Source organism: Rhodococcus sp. IEGM 1370, from assembly GCF_033142325.1.
GTDB lineage: Bacteria > Actinomycetota > Actinomycetes > Mycobacteriales > Mycobacteriaceae > Rhodococcoides.
The window spans coordinates 1-21775 of sequence record NZ_JAWLRY010000034.1; the positions used below are offsets into that span (position 1 = coordinate 1).

General features: G+C 64.2%; 19 protein-coding genes and 2 tRNA genes. 12 read left to right on the plus strand and 9 right to left on the minus strand.

The genetic code is table 11. From position 1 onward, the window contains the following. Nucleotides 1-850: 850 nt before the first annotated feature. Complete coding sequence (locus R4P47_RS24150; protein ID WP_411567386.1) at nt 851-1216, minus strand: ABC transporter transmembrane domain-containing protein; 366 nt, start codon at nt 1214-1216, stop codon at nt 851-853. A 130-nt stretch (nt 1217-1346) separates the two neighbouring features. Here R4P47_RS24150 and R4P47_RS24155 point away from each other — a divergent pair, with 130 nt between their 5' ends. Next, nucleotides 1347-1772 carry a MarR family winged helix-turn-helix transcriptional regulator gene (locus R4P47_RS24155; protein ID WP_231893809.1) on the plus strand — a complete coding sequence of 142 codons (426 nt, stop codon included), beginning with the start codon at nt 1347-1349 and terminating at the stop codon, nt 1770-1772. Between the two features lie 12 nt (nt 1773-1784). Here the strand turns inward: R4P47_RS24155 and R4P47_RS24160 are convergent, their stop codons facing one another. Continuing rightward, a complete protein-coding gene (locus R4P47_RS24160; RefSeq protein WP_317785996.1) occupies nt 1785-3698 on the minus strand; it encodes a cytochrome c oxidase assembly protein in 1914 nt (637 codons plus the stop codon). A gap of 209 nt (nt 3699-3907) precedes the next feature. After that, nucleotides 3908-5065 (minus strand): XdhC family protein, encoded by a 1158-nt coding sequence (locus R4P47_RS24165; protein WP_317785987.1) that lies wholly within the window; start codon nt 5063-5065, stop codon nt 3908-3910. 147 nt (nt 5066-5212) lie between these two features. Between R4P47_RS24165 and R4P47_RS24170 the strand changes: the two genes are divergently transcribed. The 3 genes from R4P47_RS24170 (at nt 5213) to R4P47_RS24180 (ending at nt 7622) form a co-directional block, all read left to right on the plus strand. Beyond that, a tRNA-Arg gene (locus tag R4P47_RS24170) sits at nt 5213-5285 on the plus strand. A gap of 70 nt (nt 5286-5355) precedes the next feature. Next, nucleotides 5356-6498, plus strand: a complete 1143-nt coding sequence (locus R4P47_RS24175; RefSeq protein WP_149406282.1) for a N(5)-(carboxyethyl)ornithine synthase — start codon at nt 5356-5358, stop codon at nt 6496-6498. Nucleotides 6499-6512: 14 nt separating this feature from the next. Beyond that, complete coding sequence (locus R4P47_RS24180) at nt 6513-7622, plus strand: class I SAM-dependent methyltransferase (RefSeq protein WP_317785988.1); 1110 nt, start codon at nt 6513-6515, stop codon at nt 7620-7622. 63 nt (nt 7623-7685) lie between these two features. Here the strand turns inward: R4P47_RS24180 and R4P47_RS24185 are convergent, their stop codons facing one another. The 3 genes from R4P47_RS24185 to R4P47_RS24195 form a co-directional block, all read right to left on the minus strand. After that, a complete protein-coding gene (locus tag R4P47_RS24185) occupies nt 7686-7919 on the minus strand; it encodes a hypothetical protein (RefSeq protein WP_032394788.1) in 234 nt (77 codons plus the stop codon). A 23-nt stretch (nt 7920-7942) separates the two neighbouring features. Next, entirely contained in the window at nt 7943-9127 is a 1185-nt protein-coding gene (locus R4P47_RS24190) for a fatty acid desaturase family protein (RefSeq protein WP_068050025.1), read from the minus strand. 63 nt (nt 9128-9190) lie between these two features. After that, the gene (locus tag R4P47_RS24195; RefSeq protein WP_317785989.1) at nt 9191-10303 is read right to left on the minus strand and encodes a ferredoxin reductase; all 1113 of its coding nucleotides are present in this window, start codon (nt 10301-10303) and stop codon (nt 9191-9193) included. A 195-nt stretch (nt 10304-10498) separates the two neighbouring features. Here R4P47_RS24195 and R4P47_RS24200 point away from each other — a divergent pair, with 195 nt between their 5' ends. Next, entirely contained in the window at nt 10499-11125 is a 627-nt protein-coding gene (locus tag R4P47_RS24200; protein WP_149406285.1) for a TetR family transcriptional regulator, read from the plus strand. A 29-nt stretch (nt 11126-11154) separates the two neighbouring features. Next, nucleotides 11155-11979, plus strand: a complete 825-nt coding sequence (locus R4P47_RS24205) for an alpha/beta hydrolase (protein WP_317785997.1) — start codon at nt 11155-11157, stop codon at nt 11977-11979. On the opposite strand, the gene R4P47_RS24210 is transcribed toward R4P47_RS24205, so the two are convergent. Further along, a complete protein-coding gene (locus R4P47_RS24210) occupies nt 11976-13298 on the minus strand; it encodes an MFS transporter (RefSeq protein WP_317785990.1) in 1323 nt (440 codons plus the stop codon). The two genes, R4P47_RS24205 and R4P47_RS24210, sit on opposite strands and share 4 nt — an antisense overlap. Before the next feature lie 83 nt (nt 13299-13381). On the opposite strand from R4P47_RS24210, the gene R4P47_RS24215 reads away from it, so the two are divergent. The 3 genes from R4P47_RS24215 to cmrA are packed head-to-tail and all read left to right on the plus strand — an operon-like array spanning nt 13382 to nt 16778. After that, on the plus strand, nt 13382-13909 hold the full coding sequence (locus R4P47_RS24215) for a PadR family transcriptional regulator (RefSeq protein WP_149406287.1): 528 nt from the start codon (nt 13382-13384) through the stop codon (nt 13907-13909). Then, nucleotides 13906-15951 (plus strand): NADPH-dependent 2,4-dienoyl-CoA reductase, encoded by a 2046-nt coding sequence (locus R4P47_RS24220; RefSeq protein ID WP_317785991.1) that lies wholly within the window; start codon nt 13906-13908, stop codon nt 15949-15951. The genes R4P47_RS24215 and R4P47_RS24220 overlap by 4 nt, the downstream gene beginning before the upstream one ends. Before the next feature lie 23 nt (nt 15952-15974). After that, complete coding sequence (gene cmrA, locus R4P47_RS24225; protein WP_068050011.1) at nt 15975-16778, plus strand: mycolate reductase; 804 nt, start codon at nt 15975-15977, stop codon at nt 16776-16778. Between the two features lie 48 nt (nt 16779-16826). Here the strand turns inward: cmrA and R4P47_RS24230 are convergent, their stop codons facing one another. Then, on the minus strand, nt 16827-18551 hold the full coding sequence (locus tag R4P47_RS24230; protein WP_317785992.1) for a helicase HerA-like domain-containing protein: 1725 nt from the start codon (nt 18549-18551) through the stop codon (nt 16827-16829). A 94-nt stretch (nt 18552-18645) separates the two neighbouring features. On the opposite strand from R4P47_RS24230, the gene orn reads away from it, so the two are divergent. The 3 genes from orn (at nt 18646) to R4P47_RS24245 (ending at nt 20484) form a co-directional block, all read left to right on the plus strand. Continuing rightward, on the plus strand, nt 18646-19257 hold the full coding sequence (gene orn / locus R4P47_RS24235) for an oligoribonuclease (protein ID WP_317785993.1): 612 nt from the start codon (nt 18646-18648) through the stop codon (nt 19255-19257). 78 nt (nt 19258-19335) lie between these two features. After that, a tRNA-His gene (locus R4P47_RS24240) sits at nt 19336-19411 on the plus strand. Nucleotides 19412-19734: 323 nt separating this feature from the next. Continuing rightward, entirely contained in the window at nt 19735-20484 is a 750-nt protein-coding gene (locus R4P47_RS24245) for a M23 family metallopeptidase (RefSeq protein ID WP_317532823.1), read from the plus strand. A gap of 20 nt (nt 20485-20504) precedes the next feature. Here R4P47_RS24245 and R4P47_RS24250 read toward each other — a convergent pair whose 3' ends face one another. Next, entirely contained in the window at nt 20505-21698 is a 1194-nt protein-coding gene (locus tag R4P47_RS24250; protein ID WP_149406292.1) for an Ig-like domain-containing protein, read from the minus strand. Between the last annotated feature and the right edge of the window lie 77 nt (nt 21699-21775).

The window sequence follows — 21775 nt, forward strand, 5'->3', positions numbered from 1 at the left end:
TTCTCCCAGCTCAGAGCAACATTCTTTCTATCTGACACGCCTCGCCTACACGCCAGCGTGAAAGCCCGAGGCTAGCGCTCGTGGTGTGCACCGTATGGATAGCGTGCCTGCCCTGCCTGCCTACCCTCTGCCTCGAATGGTCTGCACAGTGCTGTTGCCTCTTGCATTCGATGTTGCATTCGATCTGCAATAGACGTTGAGAATCAAACTGCTAAAGCGTTCCTGTCGTCAATGTCGAACGCAGGAATGGCAGCAAGATAACGACGTTGGGAATGCAGTGATCCATTAGCGATGACGCCTATTGCTGCGTTGACTAATACCACCTGACTGCACGCTGCCTAATGTCTGATAAACAATTGCCATTCCTCTATTCGCATTCTTTCCATTCCATTGTTTGTGCACGTGCACGGTAGGCCGAGGTCGGAACGGAAGATAGGCATGGGAAAGGGCAGGGGGAATAGGAATTACGGGTTATTCAGGCACTACGGCGACCCCGGAGTCGCTGGGACGCCTCTCTAACATGCAAAAGTCGGACGTCCAACCATTATTTAGGCCTCTGACCAGGCGAAATGCAAAACACAGAGACCGATCAGCACGTACCTCGAACGACCCGCCATCAGACGCTCCGAAACAATTCCCCTGATAAACAATTCGATGCACACCGATAAACTCTGTTCTGCACCTTCGATAAACTCTGTGAAATCATTTCTCGGAGTAATTACATTCTCGACTGGCCGAAAAAGAGAGCACCGCTCTCGATGTAGGCTGTCCCGAGGTTCGTTCGGAGATAAACAAGCCTGACCACGAAAGACGTTATGCAACAACGATTATCGGAGAAAGGGCTATGCCGTCATAGATCACGGTCGGCCATGCGTGATTGCACCTCGCCGGTACGAGTGCGCGCGAAGAATCCGAGGGATTGGCGTTGCAGGTGCGAGTAGACCTGGACGCGTAGATCGTGCATGAGTCGCTGACCGACGCCGTTGGACATCCAGGTCTGCACGACGCCGAGAGTGTTGGTGGCGACTGCGACTGCGATCATGCCGAGTGCGATCAGGCTGACGAGCGTGACATCGCGGTCGGGTATCGCATGATCGAGGAGTTCGCGGAGAAGCAAGGGGGACGCGAGCGCGATGATCGCGCTGACGACGATGATCGCGCTGACGACGGCGATCTTGCGGCGGTAGGGCGTGAACAGAGCCAGGACTCGGCGCACGGGTGCTGGATCGGACGCGAGGAGAGAACGTTCGGGTCGGCTTTCCAAGTAGACCTCCGTGGTAGCTGAAGTAATATGCAGAGGCTACCTCACTATGAGGTAGTGAGCAACCGTCGCTATGATCCCGTACATGGAAACCGGACACTCGCCCAACCTGAGCGAGCAGTTCATGGCCGTCGCGCGGCAGATCCGGCGCAGCCACATGACTGCGTTGGAACCGTTCGGCCTCAATCCCTCACAGAGTCGGGCCCTGCACGTGTTGGCGCGCGAGCCCGAGTCCGTGCGACTACGCGATCTCGCCGAGCACCTGCGCATCGTCGCGCGATCGGCCACCGACATCGTCGACTCCCTCGAGGCGGCGCACCTGGTGATCCGGCAACAGGATCCGAGCGATCGGCGAGCCGTCCTGGTCGAGCTGACCGACACCGGCCGCGCGCTGTTGGACAGAATCGACGACGCGCGCCGTCAGGTGTCGTCGGAAATGTTCGACGGCCTCGAGCCCGCGGAACGCGACGAGCTGAACCGACTGTTGAGCAAGATCGCCGAGACCGGCTGAACCGACCGAGTACTACTGCTCGCCGGTCCGTTCGCGTCGGGCGAGCTCGGCGAACATCGCGTTGTGCGCGGCCAGGTCGGCATCGTGATCGCGCTCGGCGGCGCGGTCACTGCGCCTGGCATCTCGATCGTCGCTACGGGTCCATTGGATCAGCAACGCCAGCATGACGAGCACCAGCGGAACCTCGCCCGTGGCCCAGGCGATACCGCCGCCGAGCTTCTGATCCCCGAGCAGGTCGGAGTTCCAATCAAGCCCGAGCGTCCGGTAGAACCAGCCACCCATCACGGTGTTCATGCTCATCAGAGCCACTCCGAAGAAGGCATGGAACGGCAGCGATCCGAACACGACGGCGAGTTTGGTGACCGGAGCGATCTTGCGCGGAGACGGATCGACTCCGATGACGGTCCAGTAGAACAGGTAACCGCTGAGCACGAAGTGCAGGTTCATCAGCAGGTGCGCGCCGTGACTGTCCAGAACCGCCCCGAAGATTCCGCCGAGGTAGAGCACGTAGAAGCCGCCGACGAAGATCAGCGCCGCGACGAGCGGATGGGTGACGAACTGCGAAAGTCGACTGTGCAGGCCCATCAGCAACCACTCGCGCATCCCGGGGACGCCGTCCTTGCCGGCCGCAGGCAGTACCCGCAATGCCAGCGTCAGCGCGCCACCGAGCGCGAGGAGGACGGGGGCCAGCATCGAGAGCATCATGTGGCCGGTCATGTGCACGCTGAACACGGCCGTGGAATATCGACCGATTCCCGAGGACGTGCTGATCAGCAGCGTGAGGCAGCCCAGCACCCAGGCGACCGTACGGCCGACGGGCCACGCGTCTCCGCGCAGCCGCAGCCGCCGGACTCCGATCAGGTACACCACGGCCATGACGATTGCCGCGGTGCCGAAGATCAGATCGAAGCGCCAGTCCAGCGCCATGCGCGCGAACGTCGGCGGGCCACTGAGGTTGTACCCGAGTGCCGCTTCCGTGGTCGTGAGATTGGGGTCGATCTCGGCCGGCGGAGGTGTGCGGCCGAGCCCGACGGCCAGCCCGATGGTCGCAGCGAGGACCAGCACCTCGGCACCGGCGAACCGGAGCAGCGGCCCGCGGGCCGTGGGATCGGCGATCAGTGCCGGTAGGGCACGGCGGCGCTGCATCCAGCCGAAGCCGCCCAGCACGATCAGGGCGACGATCTTGCCCACGATCAGCAGGCCGTAGGTGGTGGTGAACAGGTCGGCGAGCGAAACCCGGACCAGGGCGTTGATGACGCCGCTGATGCCCATGACCACGAAACAGACTCCGGCGATCGTGGAGAATCGGCGAGCCGCGACATCGGCGTGTGCACCACGCCTGCGAACGTGCGCCAGCAGCGCGAACAGTCCGCCCGCCCACAACGACGCGGCCCCGAGATGCAGGATCAAACTGTTGGTGGCGATGTCGTGCGAGCCGCCTGCCGAGGAGTGTCCGCTCAGCGCGATCGGCAGCAGCGTCGCGAGGGAGAACCCGAGCAGTGCGGGCGTCCAGGCCCACCGCAACACCGTGCGCGACGCGATGGCGAGCACAACGGCCATGATGGCGGTCCAGCGCCAGGCACTGGCGATCTCCACCTGGTCGAGCGCAATCCACAGGTTCGCCGGTTTGATGGCCTCGGTGAACGGCTGCCCCGAGGTGTCGGACAACGTCAAGGGCACCAGAAGCAGGGCGCAGACGGCCCAGATGATCGACGCCACCGAGCCGGTCCGGACCGCGCGGTAGCCGTCGACGTCGAGGATCCCGTTCTTCTGCGGGGGTACGAGGAACGCGGCCAGCAGAAAGGATCCGATGGCGATGACGGCGGCGATCTCGCCGATGGCCCTCAGCGCAGGCAGACCGTACGTGGTTGCCGGGCCCGGATCCGGGATTCCGAGCAATACCAGCGCATCGGAGGCGGAGAGCATCACGATGAGTGCGGCGACCACACCGGCGATGACGCCTGCGGTGGCGAACACCGTCGTGGTGGTCGACCGTGGATCGTCGTTCGTCGAACCGTCGTTCGCCCGGACATCGTCCGCCGGGAGTTCAGCGGTCGAGGGTTCGGGCTTCTCGAGATCCGGTGTTGCCATACCACCAGAGTAAGAGGTGATCGGGAGTACTCGAAACGCGAGTCCTACACAGCGTCGTACTTGTCCGCACTCACGGCCTCGGTCGCGTCGTGATGGATGCGACCGTCTCGGGCGCGCAGCGGTTCACCGGTACCGCCCCAGCGGTGGGCGATGATCTCCGCTGCGATCGACACGGCCGTCTCCTGCGGGGTGCGCGCGCCGAGATCGAGACCGATCGGGCTGGCCAGACGAGTGAGTTCTGTCTCCGTCAGACCCGAAGCCCGCAACCGAGCCATGCGGTCGTCATGGGTTCGGCGCGATCCCATCGCGCCGACGAATGCCAGAGAGGAGATGCGCAACGCCACCTCGAGCAGTGGCACGTCGAATTTGGGGTCGTGAGTCAACACACACACGACCGTCCGCTCGTCCACCTCCCCCGCCGCGAACTGCGCGGACAGATAGTCGTGCGGCCACGCGACCACGACCTGCTCGGCTGCGGGAAACCGCTGTGGAGTCGCGAAGACGGCCCGTGCGTCGCAGACCGTGACTCGGTACCCGAGGAATGCGCCCTGCTGCGCCACCGCGGCAGCGAAATCGATGGCTCCGAACACCAGCATCCGCGGCGGCGGAGCGTGGCTCGAGACGAACACCTCCATCCCCTCGCCCCGTCGCTGGCCGTCGGGCCCGTAGGTCAGGACAGCCGAACGGCCTGCGGCGAGAAGCCCTTTCGCATCGTCGGCCACGGCAGCGTCGGCACGCTCGCTGCCGAGCGAGCCTCGGGTGCCCGATTCTCCGACGACGATCCTGCGGCCGAGCCGTTCCGGATCGGCATGCGCGACGACTGTCGCCATCGCCACGGGCACATTGGCGCGAACGTCCGCGACGAGGGCCTCGAATTCGGGAAACGTCTGTCGGGTGAGCACTTCGACGAACACGTCGAGCGTTCCGCCGCAGGTGAGCCCGACTGCGAACGCATCGTCGTCCGATACCCCGTATCGGGTGAGCACCGGAGCCCCGGTGCGCATGACGTCCTGCGCGAGTTCGTAGACCGCGCCTTCGACGCAGCCGCCGGAGACCGAACCGGCCACCGCACCGTCGGAACCGACGAGCATGGACGCTCCGACCGGACGCGGCGCGGAATCGAAGGTGCGGACCACGGTCGCGACCGCTGCCACGTCGCCGGACTGCCAGGTGCGCAGCGCGTCGTCGAGGATGTCGTGCACAGCACCTCCTTCGACCTGGGGTCGGAACGATTCCGAAACCACCGCTTTCCCGCTGCGACCATCGCCCAATCCCATGCCGGCGCGATCGACGTATACGGAAAGGTACACTCGTCAACCGTGCTCGAGCGGGTCCGCCCGCACGTGCCAGCCTCCGTAGCTCAGGGGATAGAGCAAGGGCCTTCTAATCCCTTGGTCGCAGGTTCGAATCCTGCCGGGGGCACCCTCTGACCAGCAGAAACGTAAGTCCGTTCGGCTCACTGTGGTTGACTTCGCATAACGAAGGGTCACACGTGCATCAGCTCACTCTCGGAGTCCTCTCACGTTCGCGCAAGCCCGATGAGCGGCGACTACCGATTCACCCACTGCATTTCGATCGAATAGATGCCGATATCCGCGCCCGAATGTTCCTCGAATCCGGCTACGGCGAGCCGTTCGGAATTTCGGACGAGCACCTGGCCACCCAGGTGGCGGGCATTCGCACGCGCGACCAACTCATCGCCGAGTGCGATGTGATCCTGTTGCCCAAGCCCCAGGCCGAGGATCTCGCATCCTTGCGCCCAGGGCAGACACTGTGGGGCTGGCCGCACTGCGTACAGGACGAAGAACTCACCCAGATCGCCGTCGACCGCAAGCTGACGCTGATCGCCTTCGAGGCGATGAATCACTGGACCCACGAGGGCTCGTTCAATCTGCATGTGTTCCACAAGAACAACGAGTTGGCCGGCTACTGCTCGGTGCTGCACGCACTGCAGTTGATCGGGTCCACCGGTGATTACGGTCGCCGGTTGCGGGCTGCGGTCATCGGTTTCGGTGCCACCGCTCGCGGTGCGGTCACTGCACTCAATGCCCATGGCATTCACGATGTGGACGTTCTCACCCAGCGCGGCGTCACTGCGGTGAGTTCGCCGATCCACTCGGCCAACATCGTCAACTTCGATCTCGACGACGCCGATCCACGCCAGAGTCGGGCCCTCACCCCCGACGGCCGCGTACCACTGTCGAGCTTCCTCGCCGACCACGACGTCATCGTCAATTGCGTTCTGCAGGATACCAATTCACCACTGACGTTCCTGACGAACCAGGACCTGCCGACTCTCGCGCCTGGCACCCTCGTGGTGGACGTCTCGTGCGACGAGGGCATGGGGTTCGAGTGGGCCAAGCCCACGTCGTTCGCCGATCCCATGTTCACCGTGGGCGACAACGTGCGCTACTACGCCGTCGACCACAGCCCCTCGTACCTGTGGAACTCTGCTACCTGGGAAATCAGCGAATCTCTGCTGCCGTACCTTCGGATCGTGCTCGACGGCCCCTCGGCGTGGAGTACCGATTCCACCATCGAGCGTTCGATCGAGATCAGGGGCGGCATCATCGTGAACCCGAATATCCTTGCCTTCCAACATCGCAGTGCGGAGTACCCGCACACCGCAGCGTGAACGAAGCGCACGGCATGAGCATCACGTGGATCGAGGACGGTAGCGAGCGGACGTGTCGCTGGCAGTCGGAGAACGGCGCTCCCGCACCCCGCACGGTACGCATCGTCGACGATTCGACGACGGCAGACGTGGCATACAAGCTGGCCACGATCGGCGAGGCTCTGTTGTGGCGCGGCGATTACAACAATGCTCGGCAGCTGCTGTCGGCGATGACCCGGCGGGTACGAGCGGCCAAACAGACCTCCGACGCGTCACCTGCGGAGCAGTTTCATCTGCATCGTCAACATCAAGCCAGACGTGCCCGCGTGCTGGGAATGCTTCTGGTGGAACTCGATTCGAGCTTTGGACTCGACCTGGGCCGAGCTCCGGACGTCCGTGCAGCCGTAACAGAGGCGCTCGGCCCCGACGCCGCGCCGTGTGTGCTGTCGTTGCGCGAGCTACTCGGCATGGTCGGCGCACACGAATGGCGTCGCAAGGGTGTCTTCGTGCCGGCGCTGGATGCCTCGATCCACCCGCACTACGGCGTCTTCTCCCCCGTCCGCGGCGAGTACATCCAACTCGTCGCCGACGCACCGCTGCCGGACACGGACCGAGCGTTCGACATCGGCACCGGCTCGGGCGTTCTGGCGGCAGTGCTCGCCCGCCGCGGCGTGACCGCGGTGGTCGCGACCGACAAGGATCCGCGGTCGATCGCGTGCGCACGAGCCAACGTCGATGCTCTCGGATTCGCCGATCGGGTCGATGTGGTGCAGGCCGACATCTTCCCGTCCGGGCGTGCGGGACTGATCGTGTGCAATCCGCCGTGGATTCCCACGAAACCCACGTCGGGCATCGAACATGCGGTGTACGACCCCGGGTCGCGAATGCTCAAGTCCTTCCTCAGCCGACTCCGCGGGCACCTGACGCCGAACGGTGAGGCCTGGCTGATCGTGTCCGACCTCGCCGAGCTGCTCGGATTGGTCACGCGCGCAGAACTTCTCACCGCCATCGACGCGGCAGGCCTGGCCGTCGTCGGCCGAACCGACACCACCCCGACGCATTCGCGCGTCACCGACAGCTCCGACGTGCTGCACGCGGCACGCTCACGCGAAACCACGTCACTGTGGCGGCTCCGCGCACGCTGACAGTGGGCACACGACAGCGCCGCCCGAGCATTGCTCGGGCGGCGCTGGTGGATCCGGTACTTCTTACCGTTCGCGGGTCTCGAACTCGCCGTTGATCACGGTGCCCAGCGGCGCGTCACGCTCCGCCTTCTTCGCCGCCTCACGCATTTCGATTCCGTCGGTGATCAGATCACCGATTTCACGAGTGACGTCGCGGACAGCTCCGGCGATGATCACCACGATCCGGCCGACGTGAGTCGCGGCCGATTCGGTGAACTCCTGCACGGTGTCCTTGTTGCGCTCGAACTTTCCTACCAACAGGACCGCCCCCTTCGAAGTCGTCACGCTGCGCTGGTCTTCTTACGCTCGACGATAACACCGGCCGGAGCCGCCGATCCCGTGAGCGAGTTGGGCAGGGCGAGCTTGAAGATCTTGCCCCACACGGTGCCGATCTGGTGGAAGAAGCCGCCGGTGTTGTAGGGCAGGTCGTACTTCTCACACAGGGCCTTGACCTCCGGCGCAATCTGCGGGTAGCGGTGCGCGGGCAGATCGGGGAACAGGTGGTGCTCGATCTGGTGCGAGAGGTTGCCCGACATGATGTGGAACAGCGGAGTTCCTTCGATGTTGGCCGATCCCAGCATCTGTCGCACGTACCATTCGCCGCGGCTCTCCTCGGCGGTCTCTTCCTTGCTGAAGGTCTGGACTCCGGTGGGGAAGTGGCCGCAGAAGATGATCGAGTAGGTCCACACGTTGCGGATGAGGTTGGCCGCGACGTTGCCGACCACGGTGGACGCGAAGAACGGGCCGGTCAGCGCGGGGAAGATCACGTAGTCCTTGAGCGCCTGCTTGCCCGCCTTGCGCCACATGCCCTGCAGCAGCGGCTTGACGTCGTGCCACTTGCGCTTGCCCGCGACGATGTTCTCCGTCTCGAGGTCGTGCAGCATGACGCCCCACTCGAAGAACGTCATCAGCAGGAACGCGTACACCGGGTTGCCGAGGTAGTACGGATTCCACTTCTGGTCCTGATCCATACGCAGGATGCCGTAACCGATGTCGCGGTCCATGCCGACGATGTTGGTGAACGTGTGGTGCATGTAGTTGTGCGAGTGCTTCCACTGGTCTGCCGGGCAGACGGTGTCCCACTCGAACACCTCGGAGTTGAGGCCGGGCTCACGCATCCAGTCGTACTGGCCGTGCATGACGTTGTGGCCGATCTCCATGTTGTCGAGAATCTTCGCCACTCCGAGGGCACCGACGCCTGCGAGCCATGCAGGCGGAAGGAAGGGCAGGTACATCAACGCGCGTCCGGCGACCTCGAGGCCGCGCTGCGCCTTGATGATCTTGTAGATGTATTCGCGGTCCTCGTCACCGAGCTTGGCGACGGTGCGGGCGCGCAGATCGTCGAGTTCGCGGCCGAGTTCCTCGACCTGTTCGTAGGTCAGCACGGTCGGCTGGTCCGGCAGGGTCTCGTCACGGCGGAAGGGCAGGACGGTGGTGGGCAGGATCGAGAGAATCGTTCCGAGCATCTGATGATCTCCAATTCGATCGGGTCGAGATGGGTCTTGGGGTTGTCGCTGTTCGAGGTGGATCTAGATGTCGATGTCGACGTCGCCCACGGCAACGGACACGCACAGCTGGATCTTCTTGTCCGATTCGGTGTCGGTCTCACCGGTCTTGATGTTCTTGGTGCAGCCGGACCTCTTCACCGAGGTGCAGGTGAAGCAGATACCCATCCGGCAGCCGTTGGCCGGTGAGAGTCCCGCTGCTTCGGCCTGTTCGAGCAGCGTCTCGCCGTCGTTCTCCGAGGACACGTCGCTGCCGGAGAACGTGGTGGTGCCGGTGACGTCGTCGCTGACGGTAGCGAACGAGGGTGTGAACTCCTCGAGGTGCAGCCGCTCGCCGAGACCTGCGTCGTCGAAGTACGACGTCACGCTCTTCATCAGTCCGGGAGGTCCACACAGGAAGGTGTCGGCCTCGGCGAACCACGGGGCCACCGCATCGAGATGTTCCTGGCCGAAGAACCCGTGCAGGTCACCGCCCGTCTTCTGCTCGGTGTACGCGAAGACGATGTTCACGTTCTCGTGCTCGGCGGCGATCTTCTCGAGGTCCTTCTTGTACGCGACGTCGTTTTCGGTGAACGCGTAGTGCAGGAAGGTCAGGTCGCTGCTGTACCCCTCGTCCAGCAGCGACCTGAGCATGGACAGCACCGGCGTGATACCGCTGCCACCGCTGATCAGCAACGTCTTTGGCGGGCGTGGTTGAGGAAGCTCGAACGTGCCGTCCGCCTGCGACAGGCTGACCACCAGGCCGACGTGCGCGTTCTTGTGCAGGTACTGCGACACCAGACCCTCGGGATGCGCCTTGATCGTCAGTTCGATCCGGCCGTCCTTGCGGTACTGCGAGCACGCGGGCGAGTAGCAGCGGGTGTGACGTACTCCGTCGATGACGACTCCGACCTGAACGAACTGGCCGGCCTTGAAACCCTTCCACTGACGCGTGGGACGGATGGTGAGCGTCAACGAGTCTTCGGTGGACCGGTGTATCTCGGTCACTTCGCCGCGAAGGTCACGAACGGTCGTCATCGGGTCGACGAGTTCGAGGTAACGATCGAGCGCGTGGGGTGTGGCCATGGCCTCGAACAGGGAAAGAAGCGAGAACTTGCGCGAACCCGAGGCCCGCGACGGACGTTCTTGAAGCGTCATTCCATCCTCCCTTACCGGATCGAAACCTACGACCCATTCAGTGAACGATTGTGCACTAACATGAGTGTGGCAGAGCGACACCGGTACCTGTCAACGTTTATGTGACCGCCGTTACAGAGCGAATCGACAGTTCTGCGGGTGCCGGGGAGGAACCGGAAGGGAGATCACAGAGTGCGCGCCCATAAACTGGACGTTGTGACAGAACCGGGGACCCGCGCCGAGCGCAAGGAGCGCACGCGGCAAGCACTGATCGAGGGCACCCTGGACCTGCTCCGCGAGCGTTCTTTCGCCAGCGTCAGCCTCCGTGAGGTCGCTCGATCCGCCGGCATCGTCCCCACCGCGTTCTATCGACACTTCGCCTCCATGGAGGACCTCGGCGTCGCTCTCGTCGAGGACAGCATGCGGATGCTGCGACAGATGCTGCGCGACGCCCGGCGCAACCCCAGCACCAAGACGGCCACCGAGTCCTTCGGCATCCTGGTTCGCCAGGTTCGCTCCCACGAGGATCAATTCCGTTTTCTCAGTCGCGAACGGTACGGCGGCGTGACCGGAGTGCGCCGCGCCTTCGCCACCGAACTACGACTGTTCGTCAGCGAGCTGACCATCGACCTGTCCCGCATGCCCGGTCTGGAGCAGTGGGACGTCGCCGATCTGGAGATGACCGCAGACCTGCTCGTCTCTACGATGCTTACCGCGGTGGTCGGCCTGTTGGAAATCGACAGACCGGGTAGTCAGAACGAGAAGGACCTGATCGAGCGGACCGAGAAGCAGATCCGCATGATCATGCTCGGGATGAGCCGATGGGAACCACGACGGGCTTGACCGTTCGAGAACGAGACGGCCGCGAAGGGATGTTCATGACCGAGTTAAGTGTCGGCGAGTACGTGTTCGAGGTCGAGATGTCGGGACCACCGGACGGTGTTCCGGTGGTTGCGCTGCACGGCTTTCCGCAGACCAACGCGTCGTGGACCGCGGTGACGCCCGGCTTGGTCGGCGCAGGTTGTCGCGTGATCGCCCCGAACCAACGGGGCTACTCCCCCGGTGCCCGTCCGGTCGGCGTCGAGCACTACCGCATCGAACATCTCACCGGCGACATCCTCGGATTGCTCGATACGCTCGAGCTGCCGTCGGCGCATCTGGTCGGACACGACTGGGGTGCGGTGGTCGCCTGGCATCTCGCAGCCGAGCATCCGGATCGCGTACGTACTCTCACGGCGGCGTCGGTCCCGCATTCGGCCGCGTTCAACTGGGCCATCCGCGAGGATCCGGATCAGCAGGAGCGGTCGACGTACTTCGGTCTGCTCCGAGAACCGGAGAAGGCCGAGCGAGTTCTGGTCGAGAACGACGCCCAGCGGCTGCGCGCGATGTTCGGTGCGGACAGCCTCGACGACGAATACGTTCGGCATCTCACCGTCCCCGGGGCGCTGACGGCCGCATCGAGCTGGTACGCCGCGATGACCAAGGAGTTCGCAAACCTTCCTCCGGTGACCGTGCCCACCACGTACGTCTGGAGCAACGGCGACACCGCCATCGGTCGAGCGGGAGCGGAGCGCTGCGGCGAATTCGTCGATGCGCCGTACAGATTCGTCGAATTGGACGGCATCTCGCACTGGATCCCGGAAGAAGCGCCCGAGGAACTGACGGCCGAGATCCTGGCCCGTATCGACTCCGTCTAGACCCGTTCGGGAGCCCGCACCTTCAGCAGCGCCAGCAGGCCGGCAGCGAGGACGATGATCAGCCCGGCGATACCCGCGCGGTCGGCGTCGAACATCCACACGAACAGACCGAACAGGGACGGTGCGAGGAACGAGGCGGCGCGTCCCGTCGTGGCGAACAGTCCGAAGAACTGACCTTCGCGTCCCGGTGGAGCCAGCCGGGCCAGGAAGGTGCGGGCGGACGACTGCGCCGGCCCGACGAACAGACACAGGATGAGCCCGAAGATCCAGAACATCGTCGGTCCCGAGACGAACAGCAGAATCGTCCCGGCCGCGATCATGCACGTGAGGGAGAAGACGATCACCTTCTTCGGGCCGATTCTGTCGTCGAAACGCCCGGCCACGATCGCTCCGAGTCCGGCGATGACGTTGGCGGCGACACCGAACAGCAGGACGTCACCGGCACCGATGCCGTAGACGCTGACGGCCAGTACGGCTCCGAAGGTGAAAACCCCCGCCAATCCGTCCCGGAACAGTGCACTGGCTATCAGGTAGTAGACCGCGCGACGGTCTGCACTCCACAGCTCCCGGACATCGCGAACCAGCACACGGTACGAGGCCGCGAACCCGGCTTCAGCGGAGTTGGGATCGGCGACGGCGCGGGGTACCTCGGGAACGGCGAACATCACCGGGATGGCCGAGACGGCGAACCACACGGCAGCGAGCAGAGCGACGAGTCGGATGTTCAGTCCGCCGTCGGTGCTCAGCCCCAGAACTCCGCGGGTGTCGCCGTCGCCGGCAATGAAACCGACGTAGCACAGGAGAAGCAGTACGATTCCGCCGAAATAGCCCATCGACCAACCGAACCCGGATACTCGGCCGATGTTCGCCGGAGTGGAGACCTGCCGCAGCATCGAGTTGTACGGGATGCTCGCCAGCTCGAACATGATGGATCCGAGACCGAGCAGCAACAGGCCGAGCCACAGATAGTGGTAGTCGTCTCGGACGAAGAACAGGCCGGCCATGGCGACGACCGTCAGCGCGGTCAACACCCCCAGCAGCCACTTACGTTTGCCGCGCGCGTCGAAGTACTGCCCGCAGACCGGCGCGAGTAGTGCGATGACAACGCTGGACACGGCAATCGACCAGCTGAACCAGGTGGTGGCCGAGATGGAACCGGGCAGATCGTCGCCGACGGCGTCGGTGAGATACACCGAGAACACGAACGTGAGAATGACGGCGTTGAACGCGGCCGAGCCCCAGTCCCAGAACCCCCAGGCGGTGACCTGCTTACGCGTTGTGGCGACTCCGACGACAGCGGCCTCCGGCTGGGTTCCCATGGTTGCCAACACTAGACCGCGGCATCCGAATTCATCGGTGCACCTAGTTGCATAGTCACCGTGTTGCATACATACTCTCGGGTGTGGCTTTGGAACACGCGATTCTGGTTTCCCTCACCGAGCTCAGCGGCTCGGGGTACGAGCTCGCCCGACGCTTCGACAAGTCGATCGGATTCTTCTGGAGCGCAACGCATCAGCAGATCTACCGGACGCTGACGCGGATGGACGGGGCTGGGTGGATCACCGGAGAGGCAGTCGCGCAGGACGGCCGGCCGGACAAGAAGGTCTACTCCGTCAGCGCTGCGGGTCGCGCGGAGCTCGATCGCTGGATCGCCGCTCCGACCGATCCTTCGCAGCTACGCGAGGAGCTCGCGGTCAAGATCCGCGGGGCCGCCAACGGTGACATCGATGCTCTCAAGATCGAAGTCGCCCGCCATCGCGATGTTCATGCCACCCGCCTCGACGTCTATCGACTGATCGAGAAGCAGGACTTTCCGGCCCCCGCTGCCCTCACCGGCACCGCGTTGCATCAATACCTGGTGCTGCGCGGCGGAATTCGCGTGGAAGAAGGATTCACCGAGTGGTGCACCGAGGTATTGGAGAAGCTGTGAAGACCGAGCAGACTGCTGGCCCGTATCCGATTCTGTTGTCTCCGTTGGATGTCGGCGCAACCACGCTGAAGAACCGCGTGATCATGGGATCGATTCACACCGGCCTCGAAGATCGCGCCCGCGACACCGGCCGCCTGGCGGCCTATTTCGCCGAGCGTGCCCGGGGCGGAGTCGCGCTGATCATCACCGGGGGCTATGCCCCCAATCGCACCGGTTGGCTGTTGCCGTTCGGAGCCAAGCTGACCAATCGCATCGAAGCCCGACGGCATCGCCGGATCACTGCTGCCGTCCATGACGAAGGCGGCAAGATCGCACTGCAGATCCTGCATGCCGGGCGCTACTCCTACCAGCCGCTGAGCGTGTCGGCGTCGTCGATCAAGGCTCCCATCAATCCTTTTCGGCCGCGGCGACTGACATCGAGGGGCGTCCGCTGGCAGATCCGCAACTACGTACGCTGCGCCCGGCTCGCGCAGAGCGCCGGCTACGACGGCGTCGAGATCATGGGCGGAGAGGGTTACTTCATCAACCAGTTCCTCTCCGAGCGCACCAACAAGCGACGTGATGAGTGGGGCGGTTCGGCGAAGAACCGTCGGCGGATGGTCGTGGAGATCGTGCGGCAGACGCGAGCGGCCGTGGGCCCCGACTTCATCGTCGTGTTCCGGCTGTCGATGGCCGATCTGGTCGAACAAGGCCAGAGCTGGGACGACATCGTCGCGCTGGCCGAGGACGTCGAAGCTGCGGGTGCGAACATCATCAACACCGATATCGGCTGGCACGAGTCGCGGGTGCCGACCATCGTGACCTCGGTTCCCCGCGCCGCATTCGCGGACATCACCGGCAAGCTCGAGAAGCACGTGTCCATCCCGGTCGCCGCGTCCAATCGCATCAACATGCCCGAGATCGCCGAGAACATTCTGGCTCGCGGCGACGCGCAGTTGATCGCGATGGCCAGGCCGATGCTGGCCGATCCGTTCTGGGTCGAGAAAGCCGCCACCGACTCCGCCGACCGGATCAACACGTGCATCGCCTGCAATCAGGCCTGCCTGGACCACGCCTTCGTGCACAAGAAGGTGTCGTGCCTGGTCAACCCGCGTGCCGGACGCGAGATCGACCTGCAACTGCTGCCGACGAAGAAGACCAAGAAGGTGGCGGTCGTCGGAGCCGGACCCGCAGGCCTGGCCGCCGCGCTCAATCTCGCGGAACGCGGACACGCCGTCAGCCTCTTCGAGGCCAGAGACGAGATCGGCGGACAGTTCGGAATCGCGCGACTCATACCCGGCAAGGAGGAGTTCGCCGAAACGATCCGGTACTTCTCCAGTGCGCTTCGCAGCGCAGACGTCGCCGTTCACCTCGACACCCGAGCCACCGCCGTCGAACTCGTCGCAGGCGAGTTCGACGAGGTGGTGCTGGCCACCGGCGTCACTCCCCGAATGCCGAGTATCCCCGGCATCGAGCACCCCTCGGTCCTGTCGTACGCAGAACTGGTGCGCGACGGCAGGCCCGTCGGCGATCGGGTCGCGGTCATCGGTGCAGGCGGTATCGGTATCGACATCTCCGAGTTCCTCACCACCGACGCCTCCCCCACCTTGGATCTGAAGGAATGGAAGCAGGAGTGGGGCGTCACCGAGCCCGAGGCCGCGCCGGGGGCGTTGACGACTCCGGTACCCGCACCCTCTCCGCGTGAGGTGTATCTGCTGCAACGCAAGCCGGGACGCATCGGCGCAGGACTGGCGAAGACGACCGGCTGGGTTCATCGAGCTGCACTGAAAGCCAAAGGTGTGCATCAGCTTTCGGGTGTCAACTACGAGAAGATCGACGATGCGGGCCTGCACATCTCCTTCGGTGACAAGCACGAGCGTCCCCGCGTTCTCGAGGTGGACACCATCGTGATCTGCGCCGGCCAGGAATCGGTACGCGACTTGGTCGACGACCTGAAGGCCGCGGGCACCACGACGCACATCATCGGCGGTGCGGACGTCGCTGCGGAGCTCGACGCCAAGCGGGCCATCGAGCAAGGCACCCGGCTCGCGGCCACGATCTGATCTGTCCGCTAGCCTGTCTCACCGTGAGCCTGCCCAAGCCCAGCCCAGATGCCCGCGCCGTCGTCACCGGAGCCTCTTCCGGAATCGGTGAAGCCCTGGCCACCGAACTCGCCGCCCGAGGTCATTCACTGATCGTGGTGGCTCGACGCGGCGAGTTGCTCGAGGCGTTGGCCGCAAAGCTCACGGCAGAGTACGGCGTCACCGTCGAGGTGCGTCAGTCGGATCTGTCGAACCGTGAGCAGCGACAGGAACTGGTGACCGAGCTGTCCGAGCGCGAGATCTCGATCCTGTGCAACAACGCAGGGATAGCAACGTTCGGGCCGTTGTCCGGTCTCGATCCCGCGTACGAGCGCGACCAGGTCGAGCTCAATGCCGTTGCGGTGCACGACCTCACACTGGCGGTCATGCCCGGCATGATCGGTCGCGGAGCGGGCGGCATCCTGATCACCGGCTCGGCGGCGGGCAACATGGCCATCCCCAACAACGCGACCTATGCAGCGACCAAGGCCTTCGTGAACACGTTCTCGGAGTCACTGCGCGGTGAGCTCGCCGGCACCGGAGTGAACGTCACCCTCCTCGCTCCCGGCCCGGTCCGCACCGAGACACCGGACCCGGCCGAGGCCTCGATCGTCGACAAGATGGTTCCCGATTTCTTGTGGATCGACAGCGCCTACACCGCGAAGGTGTCTCTCGAGGGCCTCGAGAAGAACAAGATGCGCGTCGTACCGGGTCTGCTGAGCAAGGGCATGTCGGCGGCCGGCCAGTACAGCCCGCGCAGCATCTCCGCACCGATCATCGGCAGCTTCTACAAGAAGCTCGGCAACTGATACCCGAATTTTGGTCGTTCCGCGGGCTCCACTCCCGACTGAGCAAGCTCAGCGTCGGCGGCGACGTCCGGTTCCGAAGATGCTGCGCGAGATCTCCCGTCCGGCAGCCGAGGCGGCCGATCGAAGGAAGCTCTTGACGGCAGGGTTGCCCATGATCCGCTCTGCGGCCGACGGCCCATCCGGGTCGCTCGGCGGTAGATCCGGCAGATCCGCAGGCAGGGGCGGGATGTCGAACTTCTCGGCCGGGGCGGGCACGTTCGCCACCCGCGCGTTCATCCGCTCGTAGGCGGACTCGCGGTCGATCGTTTCTCGGTACTTCGAGGACAGAGTGCTCGACGACGCGGCCGCCGCGATGGCGTCGTTGCCGATGGTGTCCATCAGAGACCGGGGCGGCCGAATCTTGGTCCACGCCACGGGAGTCGGTGCACCCTTCTCCGAGAGCACCGTCACGATCGCTTCGCCGGTACCCAACGAGGTCAGCGCCTTCTCCAGGTCGTAGGCGTCGGTCTTGGGGTACGTGCGGACCGTCTTGTTCAAGGCCTTCTGATCGTCGGGTGTGAAGGCGCGCAGGGCGTGCTGAATCCGCGCCCCCAGTTGCGAGAGAACATCGTTGGGGACGTCGGTGGGCAGCTGCGTGCAGAAGAAGACACCGACACCCTTGGAGCGGATGAGCTTGACGGTCTGCTCCACCTGCTGCAGAAACGCCTTCGAGGCGTCGGCGAACAGCAGGTGTGCCTCGTCGAAGATGAAGACCAGCTTGGGCTTGTCCACGTCACCCACCTCGGGCAGCGTCTGGAACAGATCGGCCAGCACCCACATCAGGAACGTGGAGAACATCACCGGCCGCGAAGCCTGCGCCCCGAGCTCGAACAAGGTGATCACGCCTCTGCCGTCCGGCCCGACGCGCAGCAGGTCCTCGGTCTCGAGCTCGGGCTCGCCGAAGAAGGTGTCGCCGCCGTCCGCTTCGAGGTTGACCAGCGCGCGCAGAATCACTCCTGCGGTGGCCGAGGAGACGCCGCCGATGCCCTTCAGATCGGCTTTGCCCTCGTCGCTGGTCAGGTGCATGATCACCGACCGTAGGTCCTTCAGATCGAGCAGGGCGAGCCCCTGCGAATCGGCCCAGTGGAAGATCAAGCCGAGAGTGGATTCCTGAGTGTTGTTCAGCCCCAACACCTTACTGAGCAGAATCGGCCCGAAGGCGGTGATGGTGGCGCGCACCGGGACGCCGATTCCGTCGGTGCCCAGGGAGAGAAACTCGACCGGATGGCCGGTGGGAGCCCAGTCCGGAATTCCGGTGTCCGCCGCTCGGCTGCGGATCTTCTCGTTGTCCGCTCCCGGCTGCGACAGGCCGGACAAGTCACCTTTGACGTCGGCCATGACCACGGGAACGCCTGCGGCGCAGAGCTGTTCGGCAATGCCCTGCAGCGTCTTCGTCTTTCCGGTTCCGGTGGCCCCGGCCACCAGACCGTGCCTGTTCAACGTGGCCAACGGAATTCGGATACGAGCGGACGGATCGGTGACGCCGTCGAGCACCACGGTTCCCAATTCCAACGCGGCACCCTCCGACGCGTATCCGGCGGCGATCTCGGCGGCCTTACCGGTCGAGCCCGGAGCCTTTCCGGCTTCCGCTGCGAGCGCCTCGGCTTCGGCGGCGTCCGCTGCAGCCAGAGCTTCGGCGGCAACCCGTGCCGCTTCGACGGCGGCGGCCTTGGCAGCCTTCGCCTTCTCTGCCGGGCTGAGCGTGGGTGCCGGCTGCGTCGGGTCGACTGTCATGTCCGCGTCCTCCATGAACGTGTGCTGATGCTGAACTGGCTCGATCGCCACCGCAAACCCTAGTGGCACAGCAGCTCGCACTAGTGTGGTGCGAGTGCAGGACAAACTTGTGTGGATCGATTGTGAAATGACCGGCTTGGACCTGAGCAAGGACAAGCTGATCGAAATTGCGGCGCTGGTGACCGACAGCGAGCTCAACATCCTCGGGGAGGGTGTCGACATCGTCATCCATGCCGACGACGACGCGTTGGCGAACATGCCTGCCGTCGTCACCGACATGCATGCCAAATCGGGCTTGACCGACGAGGTGCGCGCGTCGACGGTGACGCTGGAGGAAGCCGAGGAGCGCGTCCTGGCGTACATCAAGGAGCATGTCCCGGTGGCCGGGACCGTTCCCCTCGCGGGAAACTCCATCGGCACCGATCGCGGCTTCATCTCTCGCGACATGACCGCGCTCGACACCTACCTCCACTACCGCATGATCGACGTCAGCTCGATCAAGGAACTCGCCCGCCGGTGGTACCCGCGGATCTACTACGGACAGCCACCCAAGGGCCTTGCGCACCGCGCCCTGGCGGATATCAAGGAGTCGATCAAGGAGCTGCAGTACTACCGCCGGACTGCCTTCGTAGCGCAGCCGGGGCCTTCCACCAGCGATATTGCAGCTGTCGTTCAAGATCTCGACACGCAGTCAGGGGCGGATTAGCAACCCGGGATTCAACCCGCTAGTATTGTCGATGCTGCTGATGGAGAGCCCGAAAAGGTTCTGCGGATGCGTGCAATGGTGGGCGTAGTTCAGCTGGTAGAGCACCAGGTTGTGATCCTGGATGTCGCGGGTTCGAGTCCCGTCGCTCACCCCATACGAACAAGGCCGGTCTCCTCGTGAGGCCGGCCTTTTTCGTGTCTCCATTCCCCGAGCGACGAGCCCTCCGGTGCAGCCGCGACCACGCTGACCTCGAATTACGTTGTTGTAATTCAACTTTCAGGTTTCTTGTGGGGTTAATGTGACGTACGGTTACCAATGGCACTTTTGGGGAAGAAAAGTACCAATGTGATTCATGTGTTTTTTGCTACGTGAGTTCAGCGTGCCCCGAAGCGTCACCGAACATGTTCTTACGTCCTGCGCGCACCCATCCGAGGTGCGCGGAGGACGCAGACGAGGAGGCTTTTCGTGGGTCGCAGAATGCACAGAGTCATAGCGGGTTCGATCTTGTCGGCAGCACTGTGCATCGGCACAACCGGCTTGCTCAGCCCAGCGGTGGCCACCGCTCAACCCACCATCGAACTCCCCCAGATCCCGATACCGCAGCCCGACGCGCAGCAACGGGCCGCGATTCTCGCGGCCGTTCTGGACGCCACCGGCGTCCTCATCAACCAGGTAGCAGCGATCGTTCTCGACAGCGACGTGCTCTCCGCACCGGACTCACCGGACGCTCCGAGCGCCGCGGAAGTACCCGAGATCGAACTCCCGACCGCTCCGCCGACCGTCGGGCTCGGTGGAGCAGTGCTGCCCATCGATGCAGGCGACTACCGCATCACCTCCGGCTACGGCGGGCGCAACAACCCGACCGGCAACGGCGCGCAGTTCCACCAGGGTGTCGATTTCGCTGCGGACAGCGGAACTCCGATCCACGCGGTCACCGGCGGAACCGTCGTTCAGGCCGGAGATGCAGGCGACGGCTACGGCAAGCTCGTGCGGGTCAAGAGTGGCAACACCGAGACCTACTACGGCCACCAGTCCAGCATCGCGGTCTCGGTCGGCGACGAAGTGGCACCGGGCGATGTACTCGGCGCAGTCGGCAGCACCGGAAACTCGACCGGACCGCATCTGCACTTCGAGGTGCGCAACAACGGTTCGAGCGTCGAACCGGTGGCCTACCTGAAGACGCTGGGTATCGATCCCTCGCTGTACCAGACCCGCGACCGAAGCTGATCGGCCGAACCACGGTCCGATCAGACCGTGGTGGCGTTCCCGGCCTTCCACTCGTCCCACGGGACGTTCCAGTCACCGAGGCCGTCGGTACCCGACAGCGTCCCACCGACGGTGTTCTTCACGACGACGATGTCGCCGCGCTTGGTGTTGTCGTAGACCCACTTCGCATTGGTGGGACTCAGGTTCAGGCACCCGTGCGAGGCGTTGGAGTAACCCTGCTGTCCCACCGACCACGGTGCGGAGTGGAAGAAGATGCCGCTGTAGGACATCCGCGTCGCCCAGTCGACCGGGGTGCGGTATCCGCTGGACGAATTCACCGGCACACCGTAGGTCGAGGAATCCATCACGAGATGCTCGAAGCGATCGCCGATGATGTAGACGCCGTTGTCGGTGGGCGTGCTGTCCTTGCCCATGGATGTCGGCATGGTGATGACATCCTGGCCGTTGACGTTGAACGTCACCTGCTTGGTGTTGTCGTCGGCGGTGGCGATGACCGCATCACCGATCGTGAACGACGTCGTGGCGTTCTCCTGACCGAAGATGTCGTCACCGAGATCGCGTCCGTACACGTTCACCGCCACGTCGACCTTGGTGCCCGGTGCCCAGTAGTTCTGCGGACGCCAGCGAACTTCCTTGTTGTTGACCCAATAGAACGCGCCCTCGACGGCAGGCGTGGTGGTGACGGTGATGGCGTTCTGTGCGGCCACTTTGTCGGTGATCGGTTCGTCGAACTGAACCGCGACCGGCTGACCGATTCCGACGACGTCGCCGGGGTTCGGCAGAACGTAGGGCTTGGTGAAGTTGCCGGGTTGGCTGGTGGTGAAGCTCGATACCGTGCTCGACGCTCCCCCGAGTCCGTACGCGTCGGCTTGGACGCGGTATTCGCGGTCGTAGCCGAGCGGTTCGGTGTTGGTCCACGACAGTCCGTCGGGCGAGATCGCGCCCGAGACCGGCACGCCTTCCGGGTTGAGCATCGTCACCGAGGACAACTTGCCGTCGGCGACCGAGACGGTCACCGGGTCCGCCGGCGAGAATCCGACGGCTCCGTCGAGGACGCTGGAGGTCAGCTTCGGCTTCATCAGCTCGGTCATCGGGTTGGAGTCGATCGGCACCGACGGTTCGGAGACGTCCGATGCAGAACTACATCCCGACAGGACTGCCACCGAAGCAACCACTCCCACCGCGGCGAGTACGAATCCGCGATACACCCTCATGAATCACACCACTTCCCACTTCGAGCCCGACCCGGACGATTGTGCCAGCGGAAAATCGGACACTCCACTCGACAGCC